The organism is Chromobacterium paludis (assembly GCF_008275125.1).
In the GTDB taxonomy this organism is placed as follows: domain Bacteria; phylum Pseudomonadota; class Gammaproteobacteria; order Burkholderiales; family Chromobacteriaceae; genus Chromobacterium; species Chromobacterium paludis.
In genome coordinates this window covers 2,533,147-2,557,285 of the sequence record NZ_CP043473.1, presented here as the reverse complement: position 1 = coordinate 2,557,285, position 24,139 = coordinate 2,533,147, and the positions used below count along the sequence as shown (strand labels likewise).

Below are 24,139 nucleotides of genomic sequence, written 5' to 3'. Positions count from 1 at the left end.
TAGCCGCCCCGCAGAACGGGGCGGGGCGGCTTGGCGGGTCTTAGCGCAGCTGGTGCCAGAGGAAGGCGTATTCCATCGCGGCGATGCGCGCTTCTTCTTCGTGGTTGGCGGCGGAGCCGTGGCCGCCCTCGGTGCGCTCGTAGTAATGCACGTTTGCGCCGATGGCCTTCATCGCGGCGTACATTTTGCGGGCGTGGCCGGGGTGGACGCGGTCGTCCAGCGTGGAGGTGGCGAACAGCGTGGCCGGATAATGCGTGCCGGGACGGATGTTCTGGTACGGCGAGTAGCGCTTGATATAGGCCCAGTCCTCCGGCAGGTCCGGATTGCCGTATTCGTCCATCCAGCTGGCGCCGGCCAAGAGCTTGTTGTAACGCTTCATGTCCAGCAGCGGCACTTGGCAGACGATGGCGTGGAACAGCTGCGGATACTTGGTCAGCATCACGCCCATCAGCAGGCCGCCGTTGCTGCCGCCCTTGATCGCCAGGTGGCGGGCGTTGGCGATGCCGCGCCGCGCCAGGTCCTTGGCGATGGAGGAGAAGTCGTCATAGGCCTTCTGGCGCTTGTGCTTCAGCGCCGCCTCGTGCCAAGCCGGGCCGTACTCTCCGCCGCCGCGGATATTGCCCAGCACATAGACGCCGCCGCGTTCCAGCCAGGCCTTGCCCAGGGTGCCGCTGTAGTACGGCGTCATGGAAACTTCGAAGCCGCCGTAGCCGTAGAGCAGCGTCGGGTTTTTGCCATTCAGCTTGATATTTTTGCGCGCCACCACGAAGTAGGGCACGCGCGTGCCGTCGTCGGAGCGGGCGAAGAATTGCTGGATGCGGTAGGGGCTGGCGTCGAAGAAGGCCGGCTGCTGTTTCAAGGACTCGCGCGCGTCGCTGCCGGCATGGGCCAGCGACAGCGTGGTCGGCGTCAGGAAGTCGGCGAAGGTGAAGAAGTAGTCGTCGGAGTTGTCGCTGTCCACCGGGCGCACTTCTATGCTGCCGTAGCCGGGCGCGGCCACGGCGCGGGACCGCCACTTGCCGTCCTGCACCGTCCATTCCACCAGCCGGCTCTTGACGTCGTCCAGTAGGGTCAGGATGACCGCGTCGCGGGTGTCCGCGCTGTCGGCCAGCGAGGTGGAGGCGGTAGGCTGGAACAAGGCGGTGAAGTCGCGCTTGCCTTGCAGGTAGTCGTCCAGCTTGATGGCCAGCAGGCTGCCGGCCTTCCAGTCATGGCCGCCCACGGTCCAGTCCTGGCGCGGCTTCAGCAGCAGCCAGTCGGCATGGAAGCTGGCTTCCACGTGGCCGGGCTTGTCCAGCTTCTGCCACTTGCCGTCTCGCTGCAGCAGGATGTCGTTGCTGAAGAAGGTGGTGCCTTGGCTGAGCACATCGTAATGGCGGCCGGCGCTGTGCACGCGGTAGGCGCCGACCGAGATGTCGCTGGGCTTGCCTTCGAGCAGGATGGCCGCCTTGTCCAGGGGCTGGCCGCGCTGCCATTGCTTGACGATGCGCGGATAGCCGGAGTCGGTCAGGCTGCCCTTGCCGAAGTCCGTGGCCACGTACAGCGTGTCGCGGTCGCGCCAGTTGACCTCGCTCTTGGCCTCGGGCACGACGAAACCGTCGGCGACGAAGCGTTTGGCCGGCAGGTCGAACTCGCGCACCACGGCGGCGTCGCCGCCGCCGCGGCTCAGGCGGATCAGGCAGCGGTCTTGTTGCGGCTTGACGCAGTCCGCGCCCTGCCACACCCAGTTTTCTTTTTCCTGTTTGGCCAGCGCGTCCAGGTCCAGCACGGTTTCCCAGGCCGGGTCAGCCTTGCGGTATTCATCCAGCGTGGTGCTGCGCCAGATGCCGCGGGGATGTTGGCTGTCGCGCCAGAAGTTGTAGTAGCGTTCGCCGATTTTCTCGATGCCGGGGATGCGGGCGCTGGAGTCGAGCACGGACAGGATATCGCGCTTCAGGCTGGGGAAGGTTTTCCAGCCCTGGGTCTCCTTGACGGTGATGGCGTTTTGCTGGTGTACCCATTCCAGGGCCTGCTTGCCTTGAATGTCTTCCAGCCACAGATAGGGGTCGGTGGCGGCTTGGCTGTGCGCGGCCAGCATCATGGCGGCGGTCGCGAGCAGTCGGGTCTTCATGATGTTCTCCTGAGTGGGGCGAGCTTGCCGCGGTCTGCGTGCAGCCCGCCTGTTGTAGCGTCGACCGGGCGAGGGCGGTCGAACGCCGACTGTAACGCGAATTAAAACCTTTTGTCATGATGCTTGACGCAGAAAAGCCCGGCGGGGCCGGGCTGGTGCGGAGTGGCGGTCTATCAGGCTTGCGGTTGCAGCGTCGGGTAGTCGGTGTAGCCGCGGGCGTCGCCGCCGTAGAAGGTTTCCGGCTGCGGCGGGTTCAGCGGCGCGTTCAGCTTCATGCGCTCCACCAGGTCCGGGTTGGAGATATAGCTGCGGCCGAAGGCGGCGGCGTCGATATAGCCCTTGCGCAGCAGCGTCTCGGCCTTCTCGGCGGTGTAGCCGCCGGCGCCGATGATCACGCCGGGATAGCGCTGGCGCAGCTCGGCGCGGAAGCCGTCGTCGAGCACCGGGCCGCCGGCCCAGTCCGGCTCGGAGATGTGCAGGAAGGCCAGCTTGCGCTTGGCCAGCTGCTCGGCCAGGTACAGCGCCATTTCCAGCTGGTCGGTATTGGACACGCCGTTGAAGATGCCCAGCGGCGAGATGCGGATGCCGACGTGGTCTGCGTCCCATTCCGCCACCACGGCGTCCACTACTTCCAGCAGCAGGCGGGCGCGGTTTTCCACGCTGCCGCCGTATTGGTCGGTGCGGACATTGGCTTGCGGCGACAGGAACTGGTCCAGCAGGTAGCCGTGGGCGCCGTGGATTTCCACCAGGTCGAAGCCGGCGCGGCGCGCGTTGTCGGTGGCGCGGCGGTAGTCTTCCAGCAGGTCCTGGATTTCATTGGTTTCCAGCGCGCGCGGGGTGTCGCACTGTTCGCGTACCAGGCTGCCGTCGGCGGCGCGGATATTGGTGCGGCTGTCGGCCTGGATGGCGGACGGGCCGACCGGCGCGTCGCCGCCCGGCTGCAGCGAGCGGTGCGAGATGCGGCCGGTGTGCCACAGTTGCAGCGCGATCTTGCCGCCGGCCTGATGCACGGCGGCGGTGATGTCGCTCCAGGCGTTCACTTGATCTTCGCTGTAGATGCCCGGCGCGCCGGCGTAGCCCTTGGCCGTGGGCGAGATGTGGGTGCCTTCGGCCACGATCAGGCCGGCGCTGGCGCGCTGAACGTAATATTCCTTGGCCAGCGGGCCGGGCACGTCGCCCGGTTCGATGTTGCGCAGGCGGGTCAGCGGGGCCATGGCCACGCGGTTGGCCAGCGTGACGGCGCCCATTTGCAGCGGGGTGAACAGTTTGTCGGCTTGCATGTGTCTTTCCTCTTGAAGTCTATCAGTGGCTTACAGCTCGAAACCAAAACCCTGGGCGCGCGCGGCCGGCGCGACCTTGGGGAAGTACACCTGGCGGTAGAAGCGGGCGATGCTGTCGCTCCACGGCTCGCCGTCGGCGCGGCCTATGGTTTGCCAGTGCTGGCGCAGCGTGTCGTCGTAGGCGGCGATGTGGCCAGGCAGGCTGTCCGCCTGGTAGCGCTCGCGGTGGACGAAGCTGTCGCGCGGCAGGCGCGGCTTCTGCGCGGAGTTGTCCTGGATGTGGCCCAGGGCCACGCCGGCGATGGGGAAGGTCAGCGCCGGCAGCTCCAGCAGTTCTATCATGGCTTGCGGGTCGCGGCGGATGCCGCCGATGGGCACCGCGCCCAGGCCGGCGGCATGGGCGGCGGTGATCAGGTTGCCCAGCGCGATGCCGGCGTCCACCGCGCCCACGGCGAAGGCTTCGACGCTGTTGTGTATCACTTGCTGCTCGCCGGCCATTTCCACGCCGACGCGAGTCTTGTGGAAGTCCACCACGAGGGCGACGAATACCGGCGCCTGGGCGATCCAGGGCTGGCCGCCGGCGATTTCGGCGATGCGGCTGCGGCGTTCGGCGTCTTGCACCACCACCAGCGAAACTTGTTGGCCGTTGATCGAGGTGGGGCCCTTCCAGGCCGCGTCCAGCACCGCGTCCAGCATGTCCGGCGCGATGGGCCGGTCTTGATAGCTGCGCACGCTGCGGTGGCTGTGCATCAGTTGCAGGGTTTCGTTCATGATGGACTCCGTTTGAGTAGACCAGTCGTCTAGTTTAAATCCCAAGAAAACCCGCCGTATGCGGCGGGCGCTTCTTATCGCGTGCAGCTGGCGCCGTCGGGCTGCACCAGCATGGTTTCAGTCAATCGTTGCGCGTTCAACATAGGTTGGCGCGAGCGCATCACCTTATATAACAGTGCGCTGCCCACCCACAGGCTGTACAGGCTGGCGGCCAGCTCGTCCGGTTCCAGATAGGTGCACAGGCTGCCTTCCGCCTGGCCGCGGCGGATGGCGTCGGCCAGCCGGGCTATCAGTCGGCCCATGCCTTCGGCCAGCATCTCGCGCATCGGCTCGGACAGATCGGACACTTCCGCCGCCAGCTTCACCGCCAGGCAGGTGTGGCTGTGTTCGGTGCACTGGTGATTGTCCACCCAGCCCTGAAAATACGTCAGCAGGCAGTCGCGGGCGTTGCCGGCTTCCGGCCGCAGCAGCATCACCAGTCTTTCGTCGTAATTCAGAAAGTAGCGGCGCAGCATCTCCACGCCATAGCCTTCCTTGGACGGAAAGTAATGGTAGAACGACCCCTTGGGCACGCGGGCGGTGGAAAGTATTTCCGCCAGTCCGACGGCGGCGAAGCCCTTGCCCTGGATGATGGCTTCTCCAGTGGCCAGCAGGTGCTCGCGGGTGTCTGCGGAATGGTTGGCTCGTGACATGGGTGGACTGTACTAGACCGGTCGTCTAGTTTCAAGCTCGCGGCTTCAAACTCCGGCCAAACTGTTGCGTCTGACGCACAGCGGCGCGCTTATTTCAGATAGGAGCGCAGCACCTGCAGCACGGCGTCTAGGTCTTGCTGGCGCTGGGCCAGCTCCGGCTCCCGCACCACATGCTCCGCCAGATGGCCTTCCATCACCGCCAGCATCAAGCCATTGACCGCGCCGCGGATGGCGGCGATCTGTTGCAGGATGGCTGAGCAATCGCCATCGTTTTCCAGCTGCGTCTCCAGCGCGGCGGCCTGGCCTTGCAGCCTGCGCACCCGCGCCAGCAGTTTGGCCTTGTCCCGTACCGTATGCGACATCGTCAAAGTCTCCGTATTCAATGCGCCGATCTTAGCATGCTGGATACTGGGGGGTAGTATTTTGATACTGGGGGGGAGTACAATGCGCGGCATTGCGACTCTCCACGGAAACGATAGTGACTTCCTTTGCGACTTTGCTGCAGCAAGGCAATGCCTGGCTGTTCCTGCCCAGCGCCATCGCGCTGGGCGCCTTGCATGGGCTGGAGCCTGGCCATTCCAAGACCATGATGGCGGCCTTCATCGTCGCCGTTCGCGGCACGGTGCGCCAGGCCGTGTTGCTGGGCCTGGCCGCCACGGTGTCCCATACCGCCGTGGTGTGGCTGGTGGCGATGCTGGGCTTGCATTTCGGCCGCAGCTGGAACGCGGAAACCGCGGAGCCGTACTTCCAGATGGCGTCGGCGGCGCTGGTGATGGCGGTGGCCGCATGGATGATGTGGCGCACCTGGCGCCACAGCGGGCACGGCCATCATCACGACCACCATGACCACCACCACGAGCATGAGCACGGCCACGATGAGGCCAAGCGCATCGATACCGGCCATGGTGTGGTCGCGCTGGAAATCTTCGAAACCGGCGTACCGCCGCGCTTCCGGCTGAGCGCGGCCGATGGCCGCAAGCTGGGCTGGCGCGCCGCGCAAGTCTCGCTGGAGGCGGCACGCGCGGATGGCTCGCGGCAGGCGTTTTCTTTCCGCGACGCCGGGGGCTATCTCGAGTCCGTGGAAGAGGTGCCGGAGCCGCATGAATTTGTCGCGCGGCTACAGCTGGGTCATGGCCATCACAGCCATGATTACGATGTGGAGTTCGTCGAGCATGGGCATGCGCACGCGGTGGATGAATACGCCGGGCTGGATGTGTCCGCGCCCGGCTACCAGGACCCGCACGAGCTGGCGCACGCCAACGATATCCGCCGCCGCTTTGCCGGCCGGGAGGTGACCACCGGCCAGATCGTGGTATTTGGCCTGACCGGCGGCCTGGTGCCGTGCCCGGCGTCCATCACCGTGCTGCTGCTGTGCCTGCAACTGAAGCAGGTGGCGCTGGGCGCCACGCTGGTGTTGTGCTTCAGCATAGGCCTGGCCCTGACCATGGTGGCGTCCGGCGTGCTGGCCGCGCTCAGCGTCAAGCATGTGTCGCGGCGTTGGAGCGGTTTCGGCGACTGGGTGCGCAAGGCGCCGTATATTTCCGGCGCGCTGATCATGCTGGTGGGCGTGTACCTGGGCTGGTCGGGCTGGAGCCAGCTGGGCTGAGCCTGGTTTGTAAAAGAAGAGGGGCGGCTGGCGCTTGGGCGCGGCCGCCTTTTATTTTGCGCGTGGGGGGGGAAAGTGACGGGCTGGGGCGGTGTGAGTTGGCAAGCGCTGCCGCTTGGCTTCTTGATTTGGATCATGCGAAAAGATGTAAGCGGTATGCATCTTTTGAAGATGTATATAACATGCACCTTAATGACGCCATTTTGGGAGGCCCTGCGAGGGAGCAAACATGAAAAACACGCGAAGACTATGGGGATGGCTGGCATTGATCTGCCTGCTGTCGTTCTCTGTCCTGCTGTATATGGGCAAGGAAATCTACCAATCGGCGCCGCCGATTCCATCCGTGGTGCAGGGCGCGGACGGCAAGGTGCTGTTCACCGGCGAGCAGATCCGCCGCGGCCAGCAGGCCTGGCTGTCGTCCGGCGGCCAGCAACTGGGCACGGTGTGGGGGCACGGCAGCTACGTGGCGCCGGACTGGTCGGCCGACTGGCTGCACCGCGAGGCGCTGGCCTTGCGTGAAAACCGGGCCAAGCAACGCTTCAACCTAAGCTACGCCCAGCTCGATGTCGGCCGCCAAGGCATGCTGGACGCAGAACTGCGCCGCGAGATGCGCGCCAACGGTTATGACGCGGCCCATGACACGCTGACGCTGAGCGCGGAACGCGCCGCCGCCGCGCGCCAAGTGGCCGCGCACTATGAAGGCCTGTACGGTACGGACCCGGCCTTCGACACGCTGCGCGAGCAGTATGCGATGAGCGCCAATTCGCTGCCGGCGGCAGCCGACCGCGAAGCGGTGGCGGCCTTCTTTTTCTGGTCCGCCTGGTCCGCCGCCGCGGATCGTCCGGGCGAAACCGGCCTGTCCTACACCAATAACTGGCCGCACGAGCCGCTGGTGGGCAACGCGCCCACCGCCGCCAACGGCATGTGGTCCATCGCCAGCGTGATCCTGATGCTGGCCGGCATCGCCGCCATGGTGTGGTACCACATGGCCGCCGGCGAAGGCGAGGAGCCCGCGCAAGTGCCGGACGCCGATCCGCTGCGCAAGCTCCAGGCCACGCCGTCCATGCGCGCCACCCGCAAGTATTTCTATGTGGTGATCGGCCTGCTGCTGACCCAGGTGGGCATGGGCGCCATTACCGCCCACTACGCGGTGGAGGGCCACAGTTTCTTTGGCATCCCGCTGGCCGAGGTGCTGCCCTGGGTGGTGAGCCGCACCATCCACACCCAGTTCGGCGTGTTGTGGATCGCCACCGCCTGGCTGGCCACCGGCCTGTATATCGCGCCGCTGCTGTCCGGCCATGAACCCAAATACCAGAAACTAGGCGTGGACGTACTGTTCTGGGCGCTGATTTTCATCGTGGTCGGCTCCACCGTCACCGGCTGGGTAGGCACTTTGCAGCGCCTGGGCACGGATTTCAGCTTCTGGATTGGCAATCAGGGCCTGGCCTACACCAGCATGGGCCGCGTGTGGCAAATCCTCTTGTTCGTCGGCCTGTTGTTCTGGCTGTTCCTGGTGGCGCGCGCCTTGCTGCCGGCGCTGCGCAATAAAGAGACCGAGGGCCGCAGCCTGATTTCCATGCTGTTGCTGTCCGCCACCTGCATCGGCTTGTTCTATGCCACCTCGCTGGCCTGGGGCCAACACACCCATTATTCGATGATCGAGTACTGGCGCTGGTGGCTGGTCCACCTGTGGGTGGAAGGCTTCTTCGAAGTATTCGCCACCGCCGTGGTGGCGCTGATCTTCGCGCGGCTGGGCCTGATCCGCATGAGCAGCGCCAACCGCGCCATCGTGCTGGAAACCATCGTCTTCCTGTTCGGCGGCATCCTGGGCACCTTGCACCACCTGTATTTCACCGGCGCCTCCACCGCGGTGATCGCCGTCGGCGCGGTGTTCTCGGCTTTTGAAGTGGTGCCGCTGGCGCTGGTGGGTTTCGAGGGCTGGCAGACTTACCGCCGCAGCGGCGCCGCGCCGTGGGTGGAGCGTTATAAGTGGGCCATCCTGTGCTTCGTCGCCGTGGGCGTGTGGAACACCGTGGGCGCCGGCCTACTGGGCTTCTCCATCAACCCCCCCATCTCGCTGTACTACGTGCAGGGCCTGAACATGACCCCGGCGCACGGCCACGCGGCGCTGTTCGGCGTCTACGGCATGCTGGGCATCGGCCTGATGCTGTTCTGCCTGCGCGGCGTGTCCGAGGCCGAGTTATGGGACAACCGCCTGCTGAAGCCGATGTTCTGGCTGCTCAATATCGGCCTGTTCATGATGGTGTTCTTGTCCATCCTGCCGTCCGGCATCTACCAGGCCTGGGCCAGCGTGACGTACGGCCTGTGGTACGCGCGTTCGCCGGAGGTGGTGCACTCGGCGCTGATGCAGAACCTGGTGTGGCTGCGGGTGCCGGGCGACATCGTGTTCGCGCTGGGCGTGCTGTATCTGGGCCGCTTCGCCCTGCGGCTGCTGGGCTGGGGCGGCAAGAAGGCGCTGGCTGGGCAAGGCGTGTGAGCGGAGGACTTTTTACCCACAGCAAAAGCCGGGCGTGCCCGGCTTTTTCGCGTCTACAGCGTCTTGTACATCAGCGTGGTGGCTTGCAGTTTTTCGCCGCGGCCGTCCCAGGCGTAGCCGGGGATGCGGCCGGCTTCTTGATAGCCCAATGACAGATAGAGCGGCTCCGCCTTGTCGCCGCTGGCGGTGTCCAAGGTCAGCAGGCTGCGGCCGCGCCGCCGGGCCTGGTTTTCCAGTTCGGCCATCAGCGCGCGGGCGATGCCCTGGCGACGGCAGTCCGGATGCACCAGCAGCTTGCAGACTTCGGCGCGGTGGGGCTGGTTGGGCGGGGTGTCGCAGTCCAGCTGCGCGCTGCCGGCCAGCCTTCCGTCCAGCAGCGCGGCCAGCAGCACGCGGCCGCCGCCGGCGACGCCGGGCAGGGTTTTGTCGCGCCAGAAGGCGGCGGCTTGCGCCACGGAAAACGGCAGCACGAAATGGATGCTGGCGCCGTCATGCACGCAGGCGTGCAGCAGCTCGGCCAGCTCGGGCAGCCAGGCTTCGGCCTGCTCGGCGTCCAGTGCGAAGATTTCCCTTTGCGCCATCTTGATTCTCCTTATGTCTGGTCCTGCGATGGATCTTGGATATGCGTCCAGGCGGAGCAAGCAAGAAAAAGGCCCGGTTGAACCGGGCCTGGGGCGATGGCTGAGTCAGGGGGCGGGCGGCCTGGGCAGCGGCTGCGCGTCCGGGATGTCCGGCGCGCCGCGCTGGACTTCCGTTTTGGCCACCACCGGCGCGGCTTCCGGCCGCCAGCTGTCGCCGCCTTTTTTCACCGGCGGCAAGGCGGGGCGGGAGGGCGGATGCCAGGGCTGGGCCGGCGTCGCCTGATGGACGATGGGCTGAGCGGGCAAGGCGGCCGGAGGCGGCTTCGCCGCAGCCGGAGGAGGGGGGGCGGGCGCCTCCGCCGGCCACAGCCGCCAGGCCGCGCCGCCGGCCGCCGCCGCGATCAAAAGCAGGACGGCGGGCCTGGCGCGGCGCGGGATCACCAGCTCACCTGATCATTCAGGCTGAGGCTGCCGCTGGCCGGCGTCTGCAGGCTGCGGTTGCCGGACAGGTTCTCCCAAGTCACGCTGCCGTCGGCGTTCTTGCGGTAGTACTTGTAGGCGATTTGCTGGCCGGCCGGCAGGTTGACGCCGTTTTGCCATACCGGGTAATTGGCCGCATCCGCCGGAAGGCCCAGGTCGGTGTTCCAGTTGCCCAAGGCGCGCGCGTTGCCGGTGATGTAGACCTGCTGGCCCCACTGCGTATTGGCGGTCACACTGATGCTGACCGGCACCTCGCCGGCTTGGGGCGCGGCGCGGCAGTTGTTGTAGCGCGCGCACACCACCTGCGGAATGTCGACCACCTTGCCGGCGTGGATCGAGGCCAAGAGGCTGATGTATTCGCCCATCGCCCAGTTCAGCGGCGCCATGGATTTGGTCGGCGTGCCGGGCTGGTAGCCGGCCGGCGTGCTTACCGTCCAGCCGTCCGGCAGCGTGGCGTTGTTGGACCAGACTTGCTCCGGCAGCATGCCTTCCGGCGTGGTCAGCAGCTTCAAGGTGGCGAAGTAGGGCTGGCCGGCGGAGGCGCTGCCCTGGCGGGCGATCTCATACATGCCGCGCTCGGCGGTGAAGATGGGCCACAGGCGGCCGGCGCCGCTGCCGTTGAAGTCGCTGCCGTCATTGTGCTCGCCGTAGCCGTCGAAGTTGTAGCGGAACCAGGCGTTGTATGGCAGGGCGGGTGCGCCAGGCAGGGCCAGGCTTTGCCCCAACACCGTGTCGAATACATTGATGGTGTTGACGATGGTGGGGTCGTTGGCGCGCTTGACGCCCATGCGCACCAGTTCCAGGAAGCCGCCGTCCACCACGCGGCGAGCGTCGTGGCTGCCGCCGCCGTTCTTGAGCGTCAGCGTTTGCGGGGTGTCTGGCCCGGCGGAGGGATTGAAGCTGGCGCGGTCCGTGCCGCTGCCGGCGCGGCTGGCTGGATTGATGCGGACATAGTAACTGCCGTTGCCGAAGCTGCCGCTGGTGGTATAGGTCCAGGCGGCGACGTTTTGCTGCCAGTAGTCGGCGGCGGCCAGGTAGCGGCCGGCGCTGGCGTCGTCGCCGTTGTTGCGGGCGATGTCGGCGGCGGCCACCAGGCCGGCGATCTCGGCGGCGAGGGTGGACGGCGAGTAGCCGGAGTTCTCTTCCCAGCGCTCCTGGTAGCTCCACGGGCCGGTGGACACGATGTAGTCCGCGGTCAGCTTGATCTTGGGCCACAGCGGATTGGACACGGCAGAACCGAGCCGCCAGGCCAGCAGGATGGGCATGGCCTGCTCATCCATCTGTGTGCCCTGCCAGTACGGCCAGCCGCTGACCCAGGCATTCTGCGGGAAGCGGCCGACGCGGCTGTAGCCGGCCGCGCAGCCGGCGGCGTTGTATTCGGCCGCGCCGCAGTTGCTGGTCTGCTGCAGGGTGTTGAACAGGTAATTGACTACGGTGGTGGCGGTGGCGGTGTCGCCGGCGGTGGTCAGCGCGTTGGCGAACTTGAACAGGTCGCGCGGCCACACCAGGTGGTAGCCGCCCTGGTTGGCGTCGCCCTGGGTTTCGCCCCATGGCGTGCCGATGCCGGCGATCATGGCGCCGTTGCTCTTGTCCTGCATGGTCTTCAGCGTCATCGCCGCCAGGTAGTAGCGGTCGTCGGCCAGGCCGCCCTGAGTGGACAGGCCGGCGGCGTAGGCGTGCCAGGCGTTGTCGTATTGCTGCTGCGCGGCTGTAAGGTCCGAACCCAGCGAGGCGGCGGCGCTGTTGACGGCGTCGCTCTGGCTGGCGCCGAAGCCCAGCGCCATGTCGAAGGACACGCTGGTGGCGCTCGGATCGCCCAGATCCAGCCAGCCGGTCTGCGCCACATTGCCGTTGCTGGCGGAGCTGTAGGTCCAGTCCATGGTGTTGTCGCCGCTGCCCACCAAATCGGTCCAGCCGTCGCTCTGGCCTACGAAGCCGTTGGACAGCATGGGCTGGCCGTTGACGGTTTTCCAGGGCTGGCTGGCCATCAGCGCGGAGGCGCGGCTGTTGTGGCTGGCGGCCAGCGCGTAGCCGCCGGCGGCCGCCACGGTCTGGGCGGTGTTGCCGCTGCCGGCGTTGTCCAGATAGGGCTTGAACAGGACGTAGAGATTGAAGTCGCCCACGGTGTGGCCGTTCAACGCGGTGAAGGTCACGCGCTGGATCAGCGTGTCATGGTTGGGGTCGGCGAAGATGCGCTTGCTGATCTGCCAGTTGTGGCCGGCGTTGCCGGTGCTGGCGATCCAGCTCATGGTGCGGGCGTCGCTCTGGCTGGCGGAATAGGCCTGGCGTTTCTCCTCGTCGACAAACGTCTTCTTGGCGTCGCCCACCAGAAACTGCAGGTCCACCGATTCGGGCGTGTCCAGCACCGGGTAGTACACCTCGGACACGACGCCGCGGTAGCCGGTGAAATAGACCTTGGACGGACTGCCGACGGCGGTGCCGAGGAAGGATTTGGCTGCCGGGCCTCGGGCCGGCGTGGAGCCGGGCGCGCCGAAGGCCTCCCCGGCGTGGGATAGCGGGCTGAACAGGCTGGCGATCAAAACGCCCAGCAAGGCGGGGCGCATCAGGGACGGTTTACGCATGGTTGTTGTCTCCACTTTGTAGTACGGCAGGTTGGCCTACGGGTAAAAGTCTTGCCGGATGCCGATGTAATTTTGTTACGGACTATAGCAAAAGCATGGCGGCGGCATTTGCGCCAGTTCAAACGCTTGTTTTATTTTGTGTGGTCAATCATGGCGCAGATGTCGGCGGAATTGCCTCAAATTGGTGCGTTATCCGAGTCGATTGCCGGTGATTTAAAATTGATGATGTGGGAATGGGCTGGAAGTGGACTGCTGCAAAATGGCAACAGCGCCAGCAGGGCGAAAGTAATTTTCTGACAGTGATCAATTAAAGGTATATTATTCTTACATCTTATCCGCCGCGATGGCATGCGGTGGATTTTTTCGGCCATTAAAGATGTATTTTTAAAGAATCTTAAGGAGCCCCGCATGCTGAGCGAACAAACCCTATCCCTGGTCAAGGCCACCGTGCCGGTGCTGCAACAACACGGCGTGACGCTGACCAGCCATTTCTATCGCCGCATGTTCGAGCACAACCCGGAATTGAAGAACCTGTTCAATCAGGGCCATCAACACTCCGGCCAGCAGCAGCAAGCCTTGGCCGGCGCGGTGCTGGCCTATGCCCAGCACATCGAAGACCCGTCCCCGCTGTTGCCGGTGCTGACCCGAGTCGCGCACAAGCATGTCAGCCTGGGCATACGCGCCGAGCACTATCCCATCGTCGGCAAGCATTTGCTGGCCTCCATCCGCGAGGTGTTGGGCGAAGCCGCCAGCGACGATCTGATCCAGGCCTGGGCCGAGGCCTACGGACTGCTGGCGGAGACTTTGATCGGCATCGAGAACGGCATGTATGGCGAGTCCACCAACGCGGCCGGCGGCTGGAGCGGCTGGCGTCCGTTCCGCGTGGCGCGCAAGGTGGCGGAGAGCGAAGAGATCGTGTCCTTCTATCTGGAGGCCTGCGACGGCGGCGCGCTGCCGGCGTTCAAGCCGGGCCAGTACGTGACGGTCAAGCGCTTCGTCGGCGAATGGGGCCTGAGCCAGCCGCGCCAATACAGCCTGTCCGACGCGCCCAGCGGCGAGTACCTGCGCATCTCGGTCAAGCGCGAGGATGCGGCGGCGGGCAAGCCGGCGGGACGCGTGTCCAATCTGCTGCATCGCGAAGTGAACGAAGGCGATGTGCTGGAGCTGACCGCGCCGCAGGGCGACTTTTTCCTGGATGAAGACCGTTCCGGCCCGGCGGTGCTGATCAGCGCCGGCGTCGGCCAGACGCCGATGCAGGCCATGCTGGCCCGCTTGCTCAAGCAGGGTGGCCGCGAAGTGCGCTTCCTGCACGCGGCGCGGCACGGCGGCGCGCATGCGATGGGGCGGAAAGTGCGCCAGCTGGCTGAGCGCCATCCGCAGTTGCAGATCCACGTGCGTTACGAAGCGCCGCGCGCGCAGGATGTGCTGGGCGTCGATTACCATGCCGCCGGACGCCTGGATTTGGGCGAGGTGAAGGCGTTGGCGGTGTTGCCGGATGCGGACTACTACTTGTGCGGCCCGCTGGGCTTCATGCGCGCGCAGCGCGACAGCCTGCGCCGCCTGGGCGTGCCGGACGAACGCATCCATAGCGAGGTATTTGGCTCCAACTCTGGCGACGATTGAGGCCATAGGCCAGAAGCGGTATGCTGCCCCCGGTTTCCCGCACGAGAAGAACGCCATGCAACTGACCCGATTCACCGACCTAGGACTGCGCGTGCTGATGTACCTGACCGGGCAGCAGCCCGGCCAGCTGGCCACCATTCCTGAAATCGCGGAGCGGTTCGAGGTGTCGCGCAATCATCTGGTCAAGGTGGTGCACTTCATGGGGCAGCAAGGCTGGCTGGTTACCACGCGCGGCAAGGGCGGCGGGCTGGCGCTGGCGCGTCCGCCCGAGCATTACCGGCTGGGCGAAGTGGTCAGCGCGCTGGAAGGGAAACCGCGCTTGATAGACTGCGCCGAGCCGCCCTGCGCGCTGCGTCAGGGCTGCCTGCTCAAAGGCGTGCTGGACGAGGCGCTGGCGGCTTTCTTTCTGGCCTTGGACGGCTATACCCTGCGCGACATCGTCGCCGGCCCCACCGGCGAGGCCATCATCCGCCTGCATCGCGCCGCGGTCTGAGCGCTCAGGCCTGCGGCGGGCCCTTCAATTCCACGCCGTTGCCGTCCGGGTCGCGCAGGTAAATGGACGGCCCGACGCCGTCCGCGCCAAAGCGGGGCATGGCAGGAGCGACATCGACCCCGCAACGCGCCAAGTGGGCGCGGATCGCGTCCTCGTCGAAAGGCTCCACCCGCAGGCAGAAGTGATCCACATTGGCGCCCGTTTCCGAACCCTCCGCGGGGACCAGATCAATCAGCGCGCTCCCGGCATGCAAATGCGCCAGCTGGCCTTGCCGCTTCACCACCTCGCAGCCCAGTACCTCCAGGTAGAAGCGTTCCGCGAGCGCCGTGTCGCGGACGCGCAGCACGATGTGGTCGATCTTGAGAATGGCGAAGGGCGGCATGGCGTCTCCTGGCAGCGTTTAGTATTGGATGTCCCATGCTAAGCCCGCGGCGCGGGGCGAGAGAATTTGAATATCATGATCGGGGCGATAGCCGCGCTTGCCGCCGCGCCGCGCATGGCCGGCGGACTCGTCATCTCGCCCCGAACTTAAAGCGTGGGTTTGCGCATGCCAGACGGAGTCGGGGACTCGGCGGGTGATTCCGGGCGGCGTTTCGACAGATACAGACCCGCCAAGATCAGCGCGATGCCGACCAGTTGCAGCGGGGCCGATTTAGCGCTTGCTCCCGACACGTGGTCGATCAGGACGCCGCTGATCATCTGGCCCGTTATCACCAGCAGCGTGGTTTTCATGACGCCCAGCCTGGGCAGCGCCATGCTGTTGATCGCGACAAACCAGGCGCCCATCGCGCCTCCCAGCCAAGCCAGGCCGGGCGCCTGCAACGGCAGGCGATATGGGGCGCTCCCGACTATAAGCAGCAGGCTGAGAAACAGAAACCCTCCCAGATGATTCCAGAAAGAGGCGGACATCGCGCCGCGGCTTTGCGCAAGCTTGCCGTTGATGGCGCGGCTGGCAGCTATGCAAAACCCGTTCGTCAGCGCCAATAGCATCAAATACCCCATGTTCAGGCTCCAAAAATCAAAAGGGCGCAGCCGGACAGGATGGGCAGCAGCGCCAGGGTGTCTGGCAGGCGATAGCGCCGCTTCGGCAGGCCAAACCAGCCACAATGGTCGGAAAGCAAACCAAAGAGAACTTGCCCTAGCATGCCTATCGCCAGCGTGCCGGACATCGCCAGCGGGCTATTGACGGTGATGGCGGCCAGCGACACCACCAGCGCGCCAGGCACGCCGCCAAGGTAAGCCCAGATGGGCGGCGGGTCTGAACGGCCTGTCGTCTTTGAGGCCGGCATGGCCAGCCATATCAGCAAAGCGGCCAGCATGCCGATGCCGTGCGCCAGCCAAGAGGCGCACAGCGGATTGCTGTCGCGCGCGAGTTGGCTGTTGCTATGGATCATCAGCGCGAGCAAGCCGCCAGCGAACAGCGCAAGCGCCGGCAGCGTGAATCGATTGAGTGGAATGCGTGGTGTGGGCATGGCCATGGGTTTTGTCAGTGATGGAATGAAACGCATCGTATATTGTGTTTGATTGACTGATAATCCGGCTTTGTGGAAACTTATCGTAGAGAATAAGTGGACAATAGCGATGGAGCATTTCGCCGCGATCCCCATCTTCGTCGCCGTGGTGGAGGCGGGCAGTTTTTCCGCCGCCGCGGCCAAGCTGGGCTTGACCAAATCCGCCGTCAGCAAGCGGGTGCAGCAACTGGAGGCCGGGCTGAATGTGCGGCTGCTGCAGCGGACCACCCGCAGCCTGAGCCTGACCGAGGCCGGCGAGCGCTATTACGACAGCGTGCGCCACGCGCTGGCCATCGCCATGGAGGCGGAGGAGGCGGCGGCCGGCCTGCAAAGCCAGGCGGCCGGCTTGCTGCGCGTCAGCGCGCCGATGGCTTTCGGCCGCCTGCATGTGTCGCCGCTGGTGCCGGAATTTCTGCGCCGCCATCCCAATATCGAACTGGACCTGGCGATGGATGACCGCATGGTGGACCTGGTGGCCGATGGCTACGATCTGGCGGTGCGCATCGGCAATCTGCCGGACAACAGCATGGTGGCGCGCCGCCTAGCGCCGTGCCGGGTGTGGGTGTGCGCCTCGCCGGACTATCTGGCGGAGCATGGCGAGCCCGCGCATCCGGCGGAACTGGCCCAGCATAACTGCATCGCGTATTCCTATTATCGCGGCGGCGCCAGCTGGGTGTTCCAGGGGCCGGGCGGCGACATCCGCGTGCAGCCGCGCGGCAATTACCAGGTGAACAATAGCGAGGCGCGCCGCGATGCGCTGCTAGCCGGGCTGGGCATTTGCGAGATGCCCACGTTCATCGTCGGGCCGGACCTGGCGGCGGGGCGGCTTAAGGCGGTGTTGACCGATTACCCTTTGCCGCGGCACGCCATCCACGTCGTCTATCCCGAGCGCAGGCGGCTGCCGGCCAAGGCGCGCGCGTTCATCGATTTTCTGCAGGAAAAGCTGGGCGGGGAGCTGCCCTTGTGGGACAGCGGCCTGCCCGCATCTTTGCTGGCATCGCCAAACGGGAGCCAACCATGAGCAAGACGATAGGCACGGCGCTGGTCTGGTTGCGCCGCGATTTGCGGCTGGACGACCATGCCGCTTTTTACCACGCGCTGAAGCACAGCCGGGCGGCGCTGCCGGTGTTCGTGTTCGACGCCTCGATTTTGGACGCGTTGCCGCGCGACGACCGCCGCGTCGACTTCATTCATCAAAGCTTGGCGGCGCTGAAGGCGGAGTTGAATCAGCTGGGCGGCGACCTGCTGATCCGCCATGGCCAGCCGCGGGATGAGATACCGCGGTTGGCGGCGGAGCTGGGCGCGGAGGCGGTGTTCTGCAACCGCGATTACGAGCCGGCCGCGCGCGCGCGCGACGCGGAGGTGGCGGAGAAGCTGGCCGAGCGCGGCATCGCCTTCCATTCCTGCAAGGATCAGGTGGTCTTTGAAACCGACGAGGTGTTGACCGGCGCCGGCAAGCCGTTTGCCGTGTTCACGCCGTACAAGAACGCCTGGCTGAAAAAACTGACGCCCTTCCATCTGCAGGCCTATCCGGTGCGGCGCTATCTGGACGCGCTGCTGCCGCGCGCGCCCGAGGCCATGCCGTCGCTGGCCGACATCGGCTTTGGCCCCAGCGACCTGGCCGCGCTGCCGGTGCGGGCGGGCGCCGACGGGGCGGAGGCCCTGTTCGCCGATTTTTCCCGCCGCATCGCCCATTACAAGACCATGCGCGACTACCCCGGCATCAAGGGCGTGTCCTATCTCAGCGTCCATCTGCGCTTCGGCACCATTTCCATCCGCCGGCTGGCGGCCTATGCCTGGCATGACGGCGGCGAGGGGGCGATGACTTGGCTGAGCGAGCTGATCTGGCGCGATTTCTACCAGCAAGTGCTGTGGCACCGGCCGGACGTGGTGGAACACGCGTTCAAGCCGGAGTACGACGCGCTGCCTTTCCCCAATGACGCGGAAGGGTTCGAGGCCTGGAAAAACGGACAAACCGGCTACCCGCTGGTGGACGCGGCGATGCGGCAGCTGAACCATAGCGGCTATATGCATAACCGGCTGCGCATGGTGGCGGCCAGCTTCCTGGTGAAAGATCTCTTGATTGACTGGCGCTGGGGCGAGCGCTACTTCGCCGAAAAGCTATTGGACTTCGACCTGGCGGCCAATAACGGCGGCTGGCAATGGGCGGCCAGCACCGGCTGCGACGCCCAGCCTTATTTCCGCATCTTCAACCCGGTGAGCCAGAGCGAGAAATTCGACCCTGACGGCCGCTTCATCCGCCGTTACGTGCCGGAGCTGGCGGCGCTGCCGGACAAGCTGATCCACGCGCCGTGGCTGGCCAAACCGGAACAGTTGATGGACGCCGGCGTGCGGCTGGGGCGGGACTACCCGCATCCCATCGTCGATCACGCCGTTCAGCGCGAATTGGCGCTGGCCTTGTTCAAGCGCTGACGTCCTCGTTCCCTTGCCCGCCCTCCAGCAGCTGCCGCCGGTAGCGCTCGGGCGAGTCGCCCAGCTGCTTCTGGAACATGGCGATGAAGGCGGACGGCGTGGCGTAGCCCAGCCGCGCCGAGATGTCCTGCACGCTGTCGCCCTGGCGCAGCCGCGCCAGCGCTTCCACCAGCCGCGCGCGGCCGCGCCATTGGCCGAAGCTCATGCCCAGCTCGCGCTGGAACAGCCGCGCCAGCGTGCGCTCGGTGCTGAACACGCGCTCCGACCATTGTTTCAAGGGCGTGGCGTCGGCCGGATCATGGCGGATGGCGTCCAGTATCGGGCGCAATAGCTTGTGGCCGCTATCCGGCAGGTAGTTGGCCTCTTTTCCCGACTCCAGCAGCCGCTGGCATAGCAGCTGGGCCTGGCGGATGTCCCAGGGATCGCTGGGCACGGTAATGCGGCGCAGGGCGAAGTCGTCCAGCAGGGCGCGCACCAGCGGCGTCTGCTCGATCAGGCAGGTGTGGTCCGGCAGCCGCGCGGCCATCTCGCCGCTGACGTAGATCGAGATGTAGTGCATGGCCTGCCGCACATAGGCCGCGTGCGGCACTTCCGGCGGCGTCCACAGCAGATACTGGGCCGGCGCCACCACCTTGCCCTCGTCCAGCAGCAGCTCCACCAGGCCCAGATTGATGCGGCTCAGCTGGCCCCAGCGATGGCGGTGGCGGGCGAACTCGCTCCTGGGCGTGAAGCGATGGTAGCGAAAGGTCAGCGGCGCGGGTTCCGGCAGCGCGGCGTCGCTGGCGAAATAGTCGTCTAGGTCCGGGCTCATCCTGTCTGCTTCGCCTCAGTGAATTGTCTGTTTTGCATTATATCGTCCATAACGGACGACTCTAGAATAGACGCATCGAGTCGAAGGAGGCTGTGATGGCCATGCTGTTCCCCCTGCTGGCGGTGCTGATCTGGGCCGCCAACGTGATTGTTTCCAAGGCCGCCGCCCAGGTGCTGGACCCGGCGGCGATCTCCATTTACCGCTGGCTGGTGGCGGCGCTGGTGTTGACGCCGTTCTGCCTACCGCAGCTGCGCCGCCGCGCGCGCGAATTGAAGCCCTGGCTGGGCAAGCTTGTCGCGTTGTCCGCGCTGGGCATGGTGATGTTCCAGTGCCTGGCGTATTACGCGGCGCACAGCACCAGCGCCACCAATATGGGCGTGATCACCGCGCTGGTGCCGTTGTTGGGCCTGCTGCTGAACGCCGCTGTATTCCGCCAGAAGGTCAGCGCGCTGGCTTGGCTGGGCGTGGCGGTGTCCTTGTCCGGCGTGGTTTACCTGCTGGGCAAGGGAAGCCCGGCCAGCCTGCTGGCCAACGGCGTCAATACCGGCGACGCGCTGATCCTGGCCGGCGCCGCGTCTTATGCCCTGTACGGCATCCTGCTGCGGCGCTGGGCGCCGCCGTTCGGCGCCTGGCTCAATCTCTATCTGCAGGCCAGCCTGGCGGTGTTGCTGCTGCTGCCGCTCACCCTCACCGCTCGCAGCATGGCCGTGCCGGCCCAGGGCGTGGGCCTGGTCTTGTTCGCGGGGATCGGCTCCTCCTTGTTCGCCGCCTATCTGTGGATGCGCGGCATCCAGAAGCTGGGCAGCGACCGCACCGCCATCTTCATGAATCTGCTGCCCTTGTTCACCGCCTTGCTGGCCAGCGCGCTGCTGGGAGAGACCATCCATTCTTACCATTGGCTGGGCGGCGGCATGATTCTGCTGGGCGTGGCGCTGGGGCAGGGCATGCTCAATCCGGGCAGGCTGCGCCGACTGGCGCCGGCGCGGCCTTGAGCGGCCGGCGCGCCTACTGACAGCGGGCGGCTTGCCCAGGCGGCGAGCGGCGCGGTATGGTGTCGGCCGTTGGCGCGCGCATGCGCGCCGCGGCAAGGCGAGGCCGCGCAAGCGGCTTCGCTTCAGGATCGGTGCCTGGTGGCTTTCCCGCAAAACCACCAGGCACCCGTCCTGCGATCCACCATCCAAAGCAAGCGGGAGGGCGCATGCATTACAATTTGCACAATCTGTTCGATCTAGACTGGTTCGGCCTGCTGCATTCGCTGATCTGCCTGGCCATGGCTTTTGTCTGCGGCACGGTGATCGGCCTGGAGCGGCAATATCGCCAGCGCACGGCGGGCTTGCGCACCAATGCCCTGGTGGCGGTCAGCGCGGCGGCCTTCGTCAATATGGCCTTGCAGCTGGATGGCAGCGGCAGCGCCGCGCGCGTGGTGGCATACGTGGTGTCAGGCGTGGGCTTCCTGGGCGCGGGCACCATCATGAAGGAAGGGCTGAATGTCCGCGGCCTCAATACGGCGGCGACGTTGTGGGGCTCGGCCGCCACCGGCGCTTGCGCCGGGGCGGGCTTGCTCGGGCAGGCCGTGCTGACCACGGTGTTCGTGCTGGCGGTCAATACCCTGCTCAGGCCGGTGGTGAACTCGATCAACCGCAGGCCTATCGACGACGACGCCAGCGAGGTGACTTACCAGCTGTGCGTCATCGCCACGCGCGAGGGGCAGAAACAGGCCCTGGCCCAGGTGGGCGACTTGCTGGAGCAGGCCAATTACCCGGTGGGCGATCTGGATGTGGAGGCCTTCGGCGACGACGAGGTGGAAATGACCGCCACCTTGCTGGCCACCTCGGTGGACTCGGACGAACTGGACCGCATCGCCGAGGCGCTGACGGCCAAGCCCTACATCAGCCAGGCTTACTGGAACACCAGCACCAGCGAGTGATCCGCGTCATGCCACCAACCGCCGCCGCGACAATCCGTCAGGCGGCGGTTTCGCATTGGCGCCAGTCCGGCGCGATACGCGCCCGCGCGCCTTGTTCAGAGTCAAAGTTTATGACGGACAGTGTTACAATCGGGACAGGTTTTTAGTGTCCGCGCGACGCCGGTTCCATCCAGCGCCGGCGGCGGGGTAATCCACGGGCGGCCGCACCGGCGCCCGGCTTCTCGAGACAGCCTTATGACCATCATCCGCCAGGAAGACTTCATCCAGAGCATCGCCGATGCCTTCCAGTACATCAGCTGCTACCACCCGAAAGACTATATCGACGCGCTGTACCAGGCTTACCTGAACGAGGAAAGCACCGCCGCCAAGGATGCGATGGCGCAAATCCTGGTCAACAGCCGCATGTGCGCCGAAGGCCAGCGCCCGATCTGCCAGGATACCGGCATCGCCGTGGTGTTCCTGAAGGTGGGCATGCAAGTGCAATGGGACGCCAAGCTTAGCGTGCAGGAGATGGTCAACGAGGGCGTGCGCCGCGCCTACAACCACCCGGACAACAAGCTGCGCGCCTCCGTGCTGCGCGACCCGGCCGGCAAGCGCCAGAACACCAAGGACAACACCCCGGCCGTGGTGCACTTCGAGATCGTCGAAGGCGACCAGGTGGAGGTGATCTGCGCGGCCAAGGGCGGCGGCTCGGAAAACAAGTCCAAGCTGGCGATGCTGAACCCGTCCGACTCTATCGTGGACTGGGTGCTGAAGACGGTGCCGACCATGGGCGCCGGCTGGTGTCCGCCGGGCATTCTCGGCATCGGCATCGGCGGCACGCCGGAAAAGGCGATGCTGCTGGCCAAGGAAAGCCTGATGGACCACGTGGATATCCACGAACTGAAGGCCAAGGCCGCCGCCGGCGCGGAACTGTCGCGGGTTGAACAACTGCGTTTGGAACTGTTCGAGAAGGTCAACGCGCTGGGCATAGGCGCTCAGGGCCTGGGCGGCCTGACCACGGTGCTGGACGTGAAGATTCTGGACTACCCGACCCACGCGGCCTCGCTGCCGGTGGCGCTGATCCCGAACTGCGCCGCCACCCGCCACATCCATTTCCATCTGGACGGCAGCGGTCCGGCCCATCTGGAGCCGCCCAAGTTGGAAGACTGGCCGGACATCACCTACGACGCGTCCAACGGCAAGCGCGTGGATCTGGACAAGATCACCAAGGAAGAAGTGGCCAGCTGGCAGCCCGGCGATGTGCTGCTGCTGAACGGCAAAATCCTGACCGGCCGCGACGCCGCCCACAAGCGCATGATAGACATGCTGAACAAGGGCGAGGCGCTGCCGGTGGACTTCACCAACCGCTTCATTTACTACGTGGGTCCGGTGGACCCGGTGCGCGACGAAGTGGTGGGCCCGGCCGGCCCGACCACCGCCACCCGCATGGACAAGTTCACGCGCCAGATGCTGGAGCAGACTGGCCTCTTGGGCATGATAGGCAAGGCCGAGCGCGGCCCGGCGGCCATCGAGGCGATCAAGGACAACAAGGCCGTGTACTTGATGGCGGTGGGCGGCTCCGCCTACCTGGTGTCCAAGGCGATCAAGGCGTCCAAGGTAGTGGGTTTCGCCGATTTGGGCATGGAGGCGATCTACGAGTTCGAGGTCCAGGACATGCCGGTGACGGTGGCGGTGGATGCCTGTGGCACCTCGGTGCACAACACCGGCCCGGCGGAGTGGCGGGTGAAGATCGGCAAGATTCCGGTCAATCTGGCATAAGTGCATGCATGAAAGATGCCGTCCGTGAGGGCGGCATTTTTTTTGTCTGACGCAGAACGGTGGCCAATGTTGCGGCTAGGCTGCAACCACTTTAGCCCAATCGGCAAAATTTAATTTTTGTCTTGCAAATCCGTCGCTTAGGTCATACATACTGAAAATGTTCTCGGCATGGTTTCAGTGTTTCTACTTACCGGATTATGAGTATGACGACCAGCTCCGTTGCCAGTTTCGGTCTTTACTCGGATTTGTACGCGCGCTTCCGTCCAAGCTATCCGGAAGCCCTGTACGATTGGCTGCTCCCCCTGTGCCCGGGCCGCCAGCGCGCCTGGGATTGCGCGACTGGCAATGGCCAGACGGCGGTGCGGCTGGGGGAGAGTTTTGCCCGGGTGGACGCCACCGATATCAATTTCAACCAGCTGTCGGTCGCGGAGCGGCACAAGCAGGTGTATTACCGCGAATGTCCGGCGGAGGTGACGCCGTTCGACGACGATTGTTTCGATCTGATCTGCGTGTCGCAGGCGCTGCACTGGTTCCATTTGCCTTCATTCTGGCCGGAGGCGCTGCGCGTGCTGAAGCCGGGCGGTATTTTCGCCGCCTGGGGCTACCATCATTGCGAGGTGTCGCCAGAGGTGGACAAGGCTTGCAGCGTACTGTGGTCCATCATCGAGCCGTTCTGGTCCAGCCGCTGCCAGCTGTTGTGGGATGATTTCCGCGGCAGCGGCTGTCCCTTGCCGCTGTTGAAGGCTCCCAGCTTTACCATCCATGAGGAATGGACGCTGGAGCGTTTTCTGGGCTTTCTCAATACCACCTCAGCCAGCAAGCTGTGCAAGCAGGCCCTGGGCGAGAGCATTCTGGACGATGCCTGCCTGCGCATCTCCCGGGCCTGGGGACATGGGGGCGGGACGCGGCACGTGGCGTTGCCGCTGCACCTTCTGGTGGCGCGCAAGGATACGGCGCCGGTTTTTGCCGGCCGCTATTGAG

23 protein-coding genes are annotated in these 24,139 nt (G+C 65.5%); 11 read left to right on the top strand and 12 right to left on the bottom strand.

Translation table 11 applies throughout. The annotated features are described in order from the left end of the window. Positions 1 to 40: 40 nt before the first annotated feature. The 5 genes from FYK34_RS11915 to FYK34_RS11895 all read right to left on the bottom strand — a co-directional run bounded on the left by FYK34_RS11915 (position 41) and on the right by FYK34_RS11895 (position 5,215). Positions 41 to 2,110 (bottom strand): prolyl oligopeptidase family serine peptidase, encoded by a 2,070-nt coding sequence (locus tag FYK34_RS11915; RefSeq protein WP_149296747.1) that lies wholly within the window; start codon positions 2,108 to 2,110, stop codon positions 41 to 43. Positions 2,111 to 2,283: 173 nt separating this feature from the next. Then, positions 2,284 to 3,390 carry an alkene reductase gene (nemA, locus tag FYK34_RS11910; protein ID WP_149296745.1) on the bottom strand — a complete coding sequence of 369 codons (1,107 nt, stop codon included), beginning with the start codon at positions 3,388 to 3,390 and terminating at the stop codon, positions 2,284 to 2,286. Between the two features lie 30 nt (positions 3,391 to 3,420). Then, a complete protein-coding gene (locus FYK34_RS11905) occupies positions 3,421 to 4,161 on the bottom strand; it encodes an NADPH-dependent oxidoreductase (RefSeq protein ID WP_149296743.1) in 741 nt (246 codons plus the stop codon). A 74-nt stretch (positions 4,162 to 4,235) separates the two neighbouring features. After that, positions 4,236 to 4,853 (bottom strand): TetR/AcrR family transcriptional regulator, encoded by a 618-nt coding sequence (locus FYK34_RS11900; protein ID WP_149296741.1) that lies wholly within the window; start codon positions 4,851 to 4,853, stop codon positions 4,236 to 4,238. A gap of 89 nt (positions 4,854 to 4,942) precedes the next feature. Continuing rightward, on the bottom strand, positions 4,943 to 5,215 hold the full coding sequence (locus FYK34_RS11895) for a metal/formaldehyde-sensitive transcriptional repressor (RefSeq protein ID WP_149296739.1): 273 nt from the start codon (positions 5,213 to 5,215) through the stop codon (positions 4,943 to 4,945). Positions 5,216 to 5,331: 116 nt separating this feature from the next. Between FYK34_RS11895 and FYK34_RS11890 the strand changes: the two genes are divergently transcribed. Together FYK34_RS11890 and FYK34_RS11885 are read left to right on the top strand one after the other, a co-directional pair. Next, positions 5,332 to 6,459, top strand: a complete 1,128-nt coding sequence (locus tag FYK34_RS11890) for a nickel/cobalt efflux transporter (RefSeq protein ID WP_149296737.1) — start codon at positions 5,332 to 5,334, stop codon at positions 6,457 to 6,459. 229 nt (positions 6,460 to 6,688) lie between these two features. Beyond that, complete coding sequence (locus tag FYK34_RS11885) at positions 6,689 to 8,956, top strand: nitric-oxide reductase large subunit (protein WP_149296735.1); 2,268 nt, start codon at positions 6,689 to 6,691, stop codon at positions 8,954 to 8,956. Between the two features lie 53 nt (positions 8,957 to 9,009). Here FYK34_RS11885 and FYK34_RS11880 read toward each other — a convergent pair whose 3' ends face one another. From FYK34_RS11880 to FYK34_RS11870, 3 genes are all read right to left on the bottom strand, one after another. Then, on the bottom strand, positions 9,010 to 9,537 hold the full coding sequence (locus FYK34_RS11880; protein WP_149296733.1) for a GNAT family N-acetyltransferase: 528 nt from the start codon (positions 9,535 to 9,537) through the stop codon (positions 9,010 to 9,012). Positions 9,538 to 9,642: 105 nt separating this feature from the next. Then, a complete protein-coding gene (locus tag FYK34_RS11875; RefSeq protein WP_196782487.1) occupies positions 9,643 to 9,978 on the bottom strand; it encodes a hypothetical protein in 336 nt (111 codons plus the stop codon). Beyond that, entirely contained in the window at positions 9,975 to 12,599 is a 2,625-nt protein-coding gene (locus FYK34_RS11870) for a glycoside hydrolase family 15 protein (protein ID WP_168209726.1), read from the bottom strand. Before FYK34_RS11870 ends, FYK34_RS11875 begins: the two co-directional genes overlap by 4 nt. 51 nt (positions 12,600 to 12,650) lie before the next feature. On the opposite strand from FYK34_RS11870, the gene FYK34_RS11865 reads away from it, so the two are divergent. The 3 genes from FYK34_RS11865 (at position 12,651) to FYK34_RS11855 (ending at position 14,715) form a co-directional block, all read left to right on the top strand. Then, positions 12,651 to 12,896, top strand: a complete 246-nt coding sequence (locus FYK34_RS11865; RefSeq protein ID WP_149296728.1) for a hypothetical protein — start codon at positions 12,651 to 12,653, stop codon at positions 12,894 to 12,896. A gap of 111 nt (positions 12,897 to 13,007) precedes the next feature. Next, the gene (gene hmpA, locus FYK34_RS11860) at positions 13,008 to 14,222 is read left to right on the top strand and encodes an NO-inducible flavohemoprotein (protein WP_149296725.1); all 1,215 of its coding nucleotides are present in this window, start codon (positions 13,008 to 13,010) and stop codon (positions 14,220 to 14,222) included. A gap of 55 nt (positions 14,223 to 14,277) precedes the next feature. Further along, positions 14,278 to 14,715: an RrF2 family transcriptional regulator gene (locus FYK34_RS11855; protein WP_149296723.1), complete on the top strand. Its 438-nt coding sequence runs from the start codon at positions 14,278 to 14,280 to the stop codon at positions 14,713 to 14,715. A gap of 4 nt (positions 14,716 to 14,719) precedes the next feature. Here FYK34_RS11855 and FYK34_RS11850 read toward each other — a convergent pair whose 3' ends face one another. From FYK34_RS11850 to FYK34_RS11840, 3 genes are all read right to left on the bottom strand, one after another. Beyond that, positions 14,720 to 15,097 (bottom strand): VOC family protein, encoded by a 378-nt coding sequence (locus FYK34_RS11850; RefSeq protein ID WP_149296721.1) that lies wholly within the window; start codon positions 15,095 to 15,097, stop codon positions 14,720 to 14,722. A gap of 146 nt (positions 15,098 to 15,243) precedes the next feature. Further along, the gene (locus FYK34_RS11845; RefSeq protein WP_231137253.1) at positions 15,244 to 15,705 is read right to left on the bottom strand and encodes a DMT family transporter; all 462 of its coding nucleotides are present in this window, start codon (positions 15,703 to 15,705) and stop codon (positions 15,244 to 15,246) included. A gap of 14 nt (positions 15,706 to 15,719) precedes the next feature. After that, positions 15,720 to 16,322, bottom strand: coding sequence for a DMT family transporter (locus FYK34_RS11840; RefSeq protein ID WP_231137252.1), 603 nt, complete (start codon positions 16,320 to 16,322; stop codon positions 15,720 to 15,722). On the opposite strand from FYK34_RS11840, the gene FYK34_RS11835 reads away from it, so the two are divergent. Both FYK34_RS11835 and FYK34_RS11830 read left to right on the top strand, forming a co-directional pair. Further along, positions 16,297 to 17,247 carry a LysR family transcriptional regulator gene (locus FYK34_RS11835; protein ID WP_149296717.1) on the top strand — a complete coding sequence of 317 codons (951 nt, stop codon included), beginning with the start codon at positions 16,297 to 16,299 and terminating at the stop codon, positions 17,245 to 17,247. The two genes, FYK34_RS11840 and FYK34_RS11835, sit on opposite strands and share 26 nt — an antisense overlap. Further along, entirely contained in the window at positions 17,244 to 18,659 is a 1,416-nt protein-coding gene (locus FYK34_RS11830; protein ID WP_149296716.1) for a cryptochrome/photolyase family protein, read from the top strand. The genes FYK34_RS11835 and FYK34_RS11830 overlap by 4 nt, the downstream gene beginning before the upstream one ends. Here FYK34_RS11830 and FYK34_RS11825 read toward each other — a convergent pair. Further along, entirely contained in the window at positions 18,649 to 19,470 is an 822-nt protein-coding gene (locus FYK34_RS11825; RefSeq protein WP_149296715.1) for an AraC family transcriptional regulator, read from the bottom strand. The genes FYK34_RS11830 and FYK34_RS11825 overlap by 11 nt on opposite strands. Positions 19,471 to 19,565: 95 nt before the next feature. Between FYK34_RS11825 and FYK34_RS11820 the strand changes: the two genes are divergently transcribed. The 4 genes from FYK34_RS11820 to FYK34_RS11805 all read left to right on the top strand — a co-directional run bounded on the left by FYK34_RS11820 (position 19,566) and on the right by FYK34_RS11805 (position 24,138). Further along, complete coding sequence (locus FYK34_RS11820) at positions 19,566 to 20,462, top strand: DMT family transporter (protein ID WP_149296714.1); 897 nt, start codon at positions 19,566 to 19,568, stop codon at positions 20,460 to 20,462. A gap of 206 nt (positions 20,463 to 20,668) precedes the next feature. Further along, positions 20,669 to 21,397 carry an MgtC/SapB family protein gene (locus tag FYK34_RS11815; protein WP_149296713.1) on the top strand — a complete coding sequence of 243 codons (729 nt, stop codon included), beginning with the start codon at positions 20,669 to 20,671 and terminating at the stop codon, positions 21,395 to 21,397. A gap of 234 nt (positions 21,398 to 21,631) precedes the next feature. Beyond that, on the top strand, positions 21,632 to 23,158 hold the full coding sequence (locus FYK34_RS11810; protein ID WP_149296711.1) for a fumarate hydratase: 1,527 nt from the start codon (positions 21,632 to 21,634) through the stop codon (positions 23,156 to 23,158). A gap of 203 nt (positions 23,159 to 23,361) precedes the next feature. Further along, positions 23,362 to 24,138 carry a class I SAM-dependent methyltransferase gene (locus FYK34_RS11805; protein ID WP_168209725.1) on the top strand — a complete coding sequence of 259 codons (777 nt, stop codon included), beginning with the start codon at positions 23,362 to 23,364 and terminating at the stop codon, positions 24,136 to 24,138. The last annotated feature ends 1 nt before the right edge of the window (position 24,139 follow it).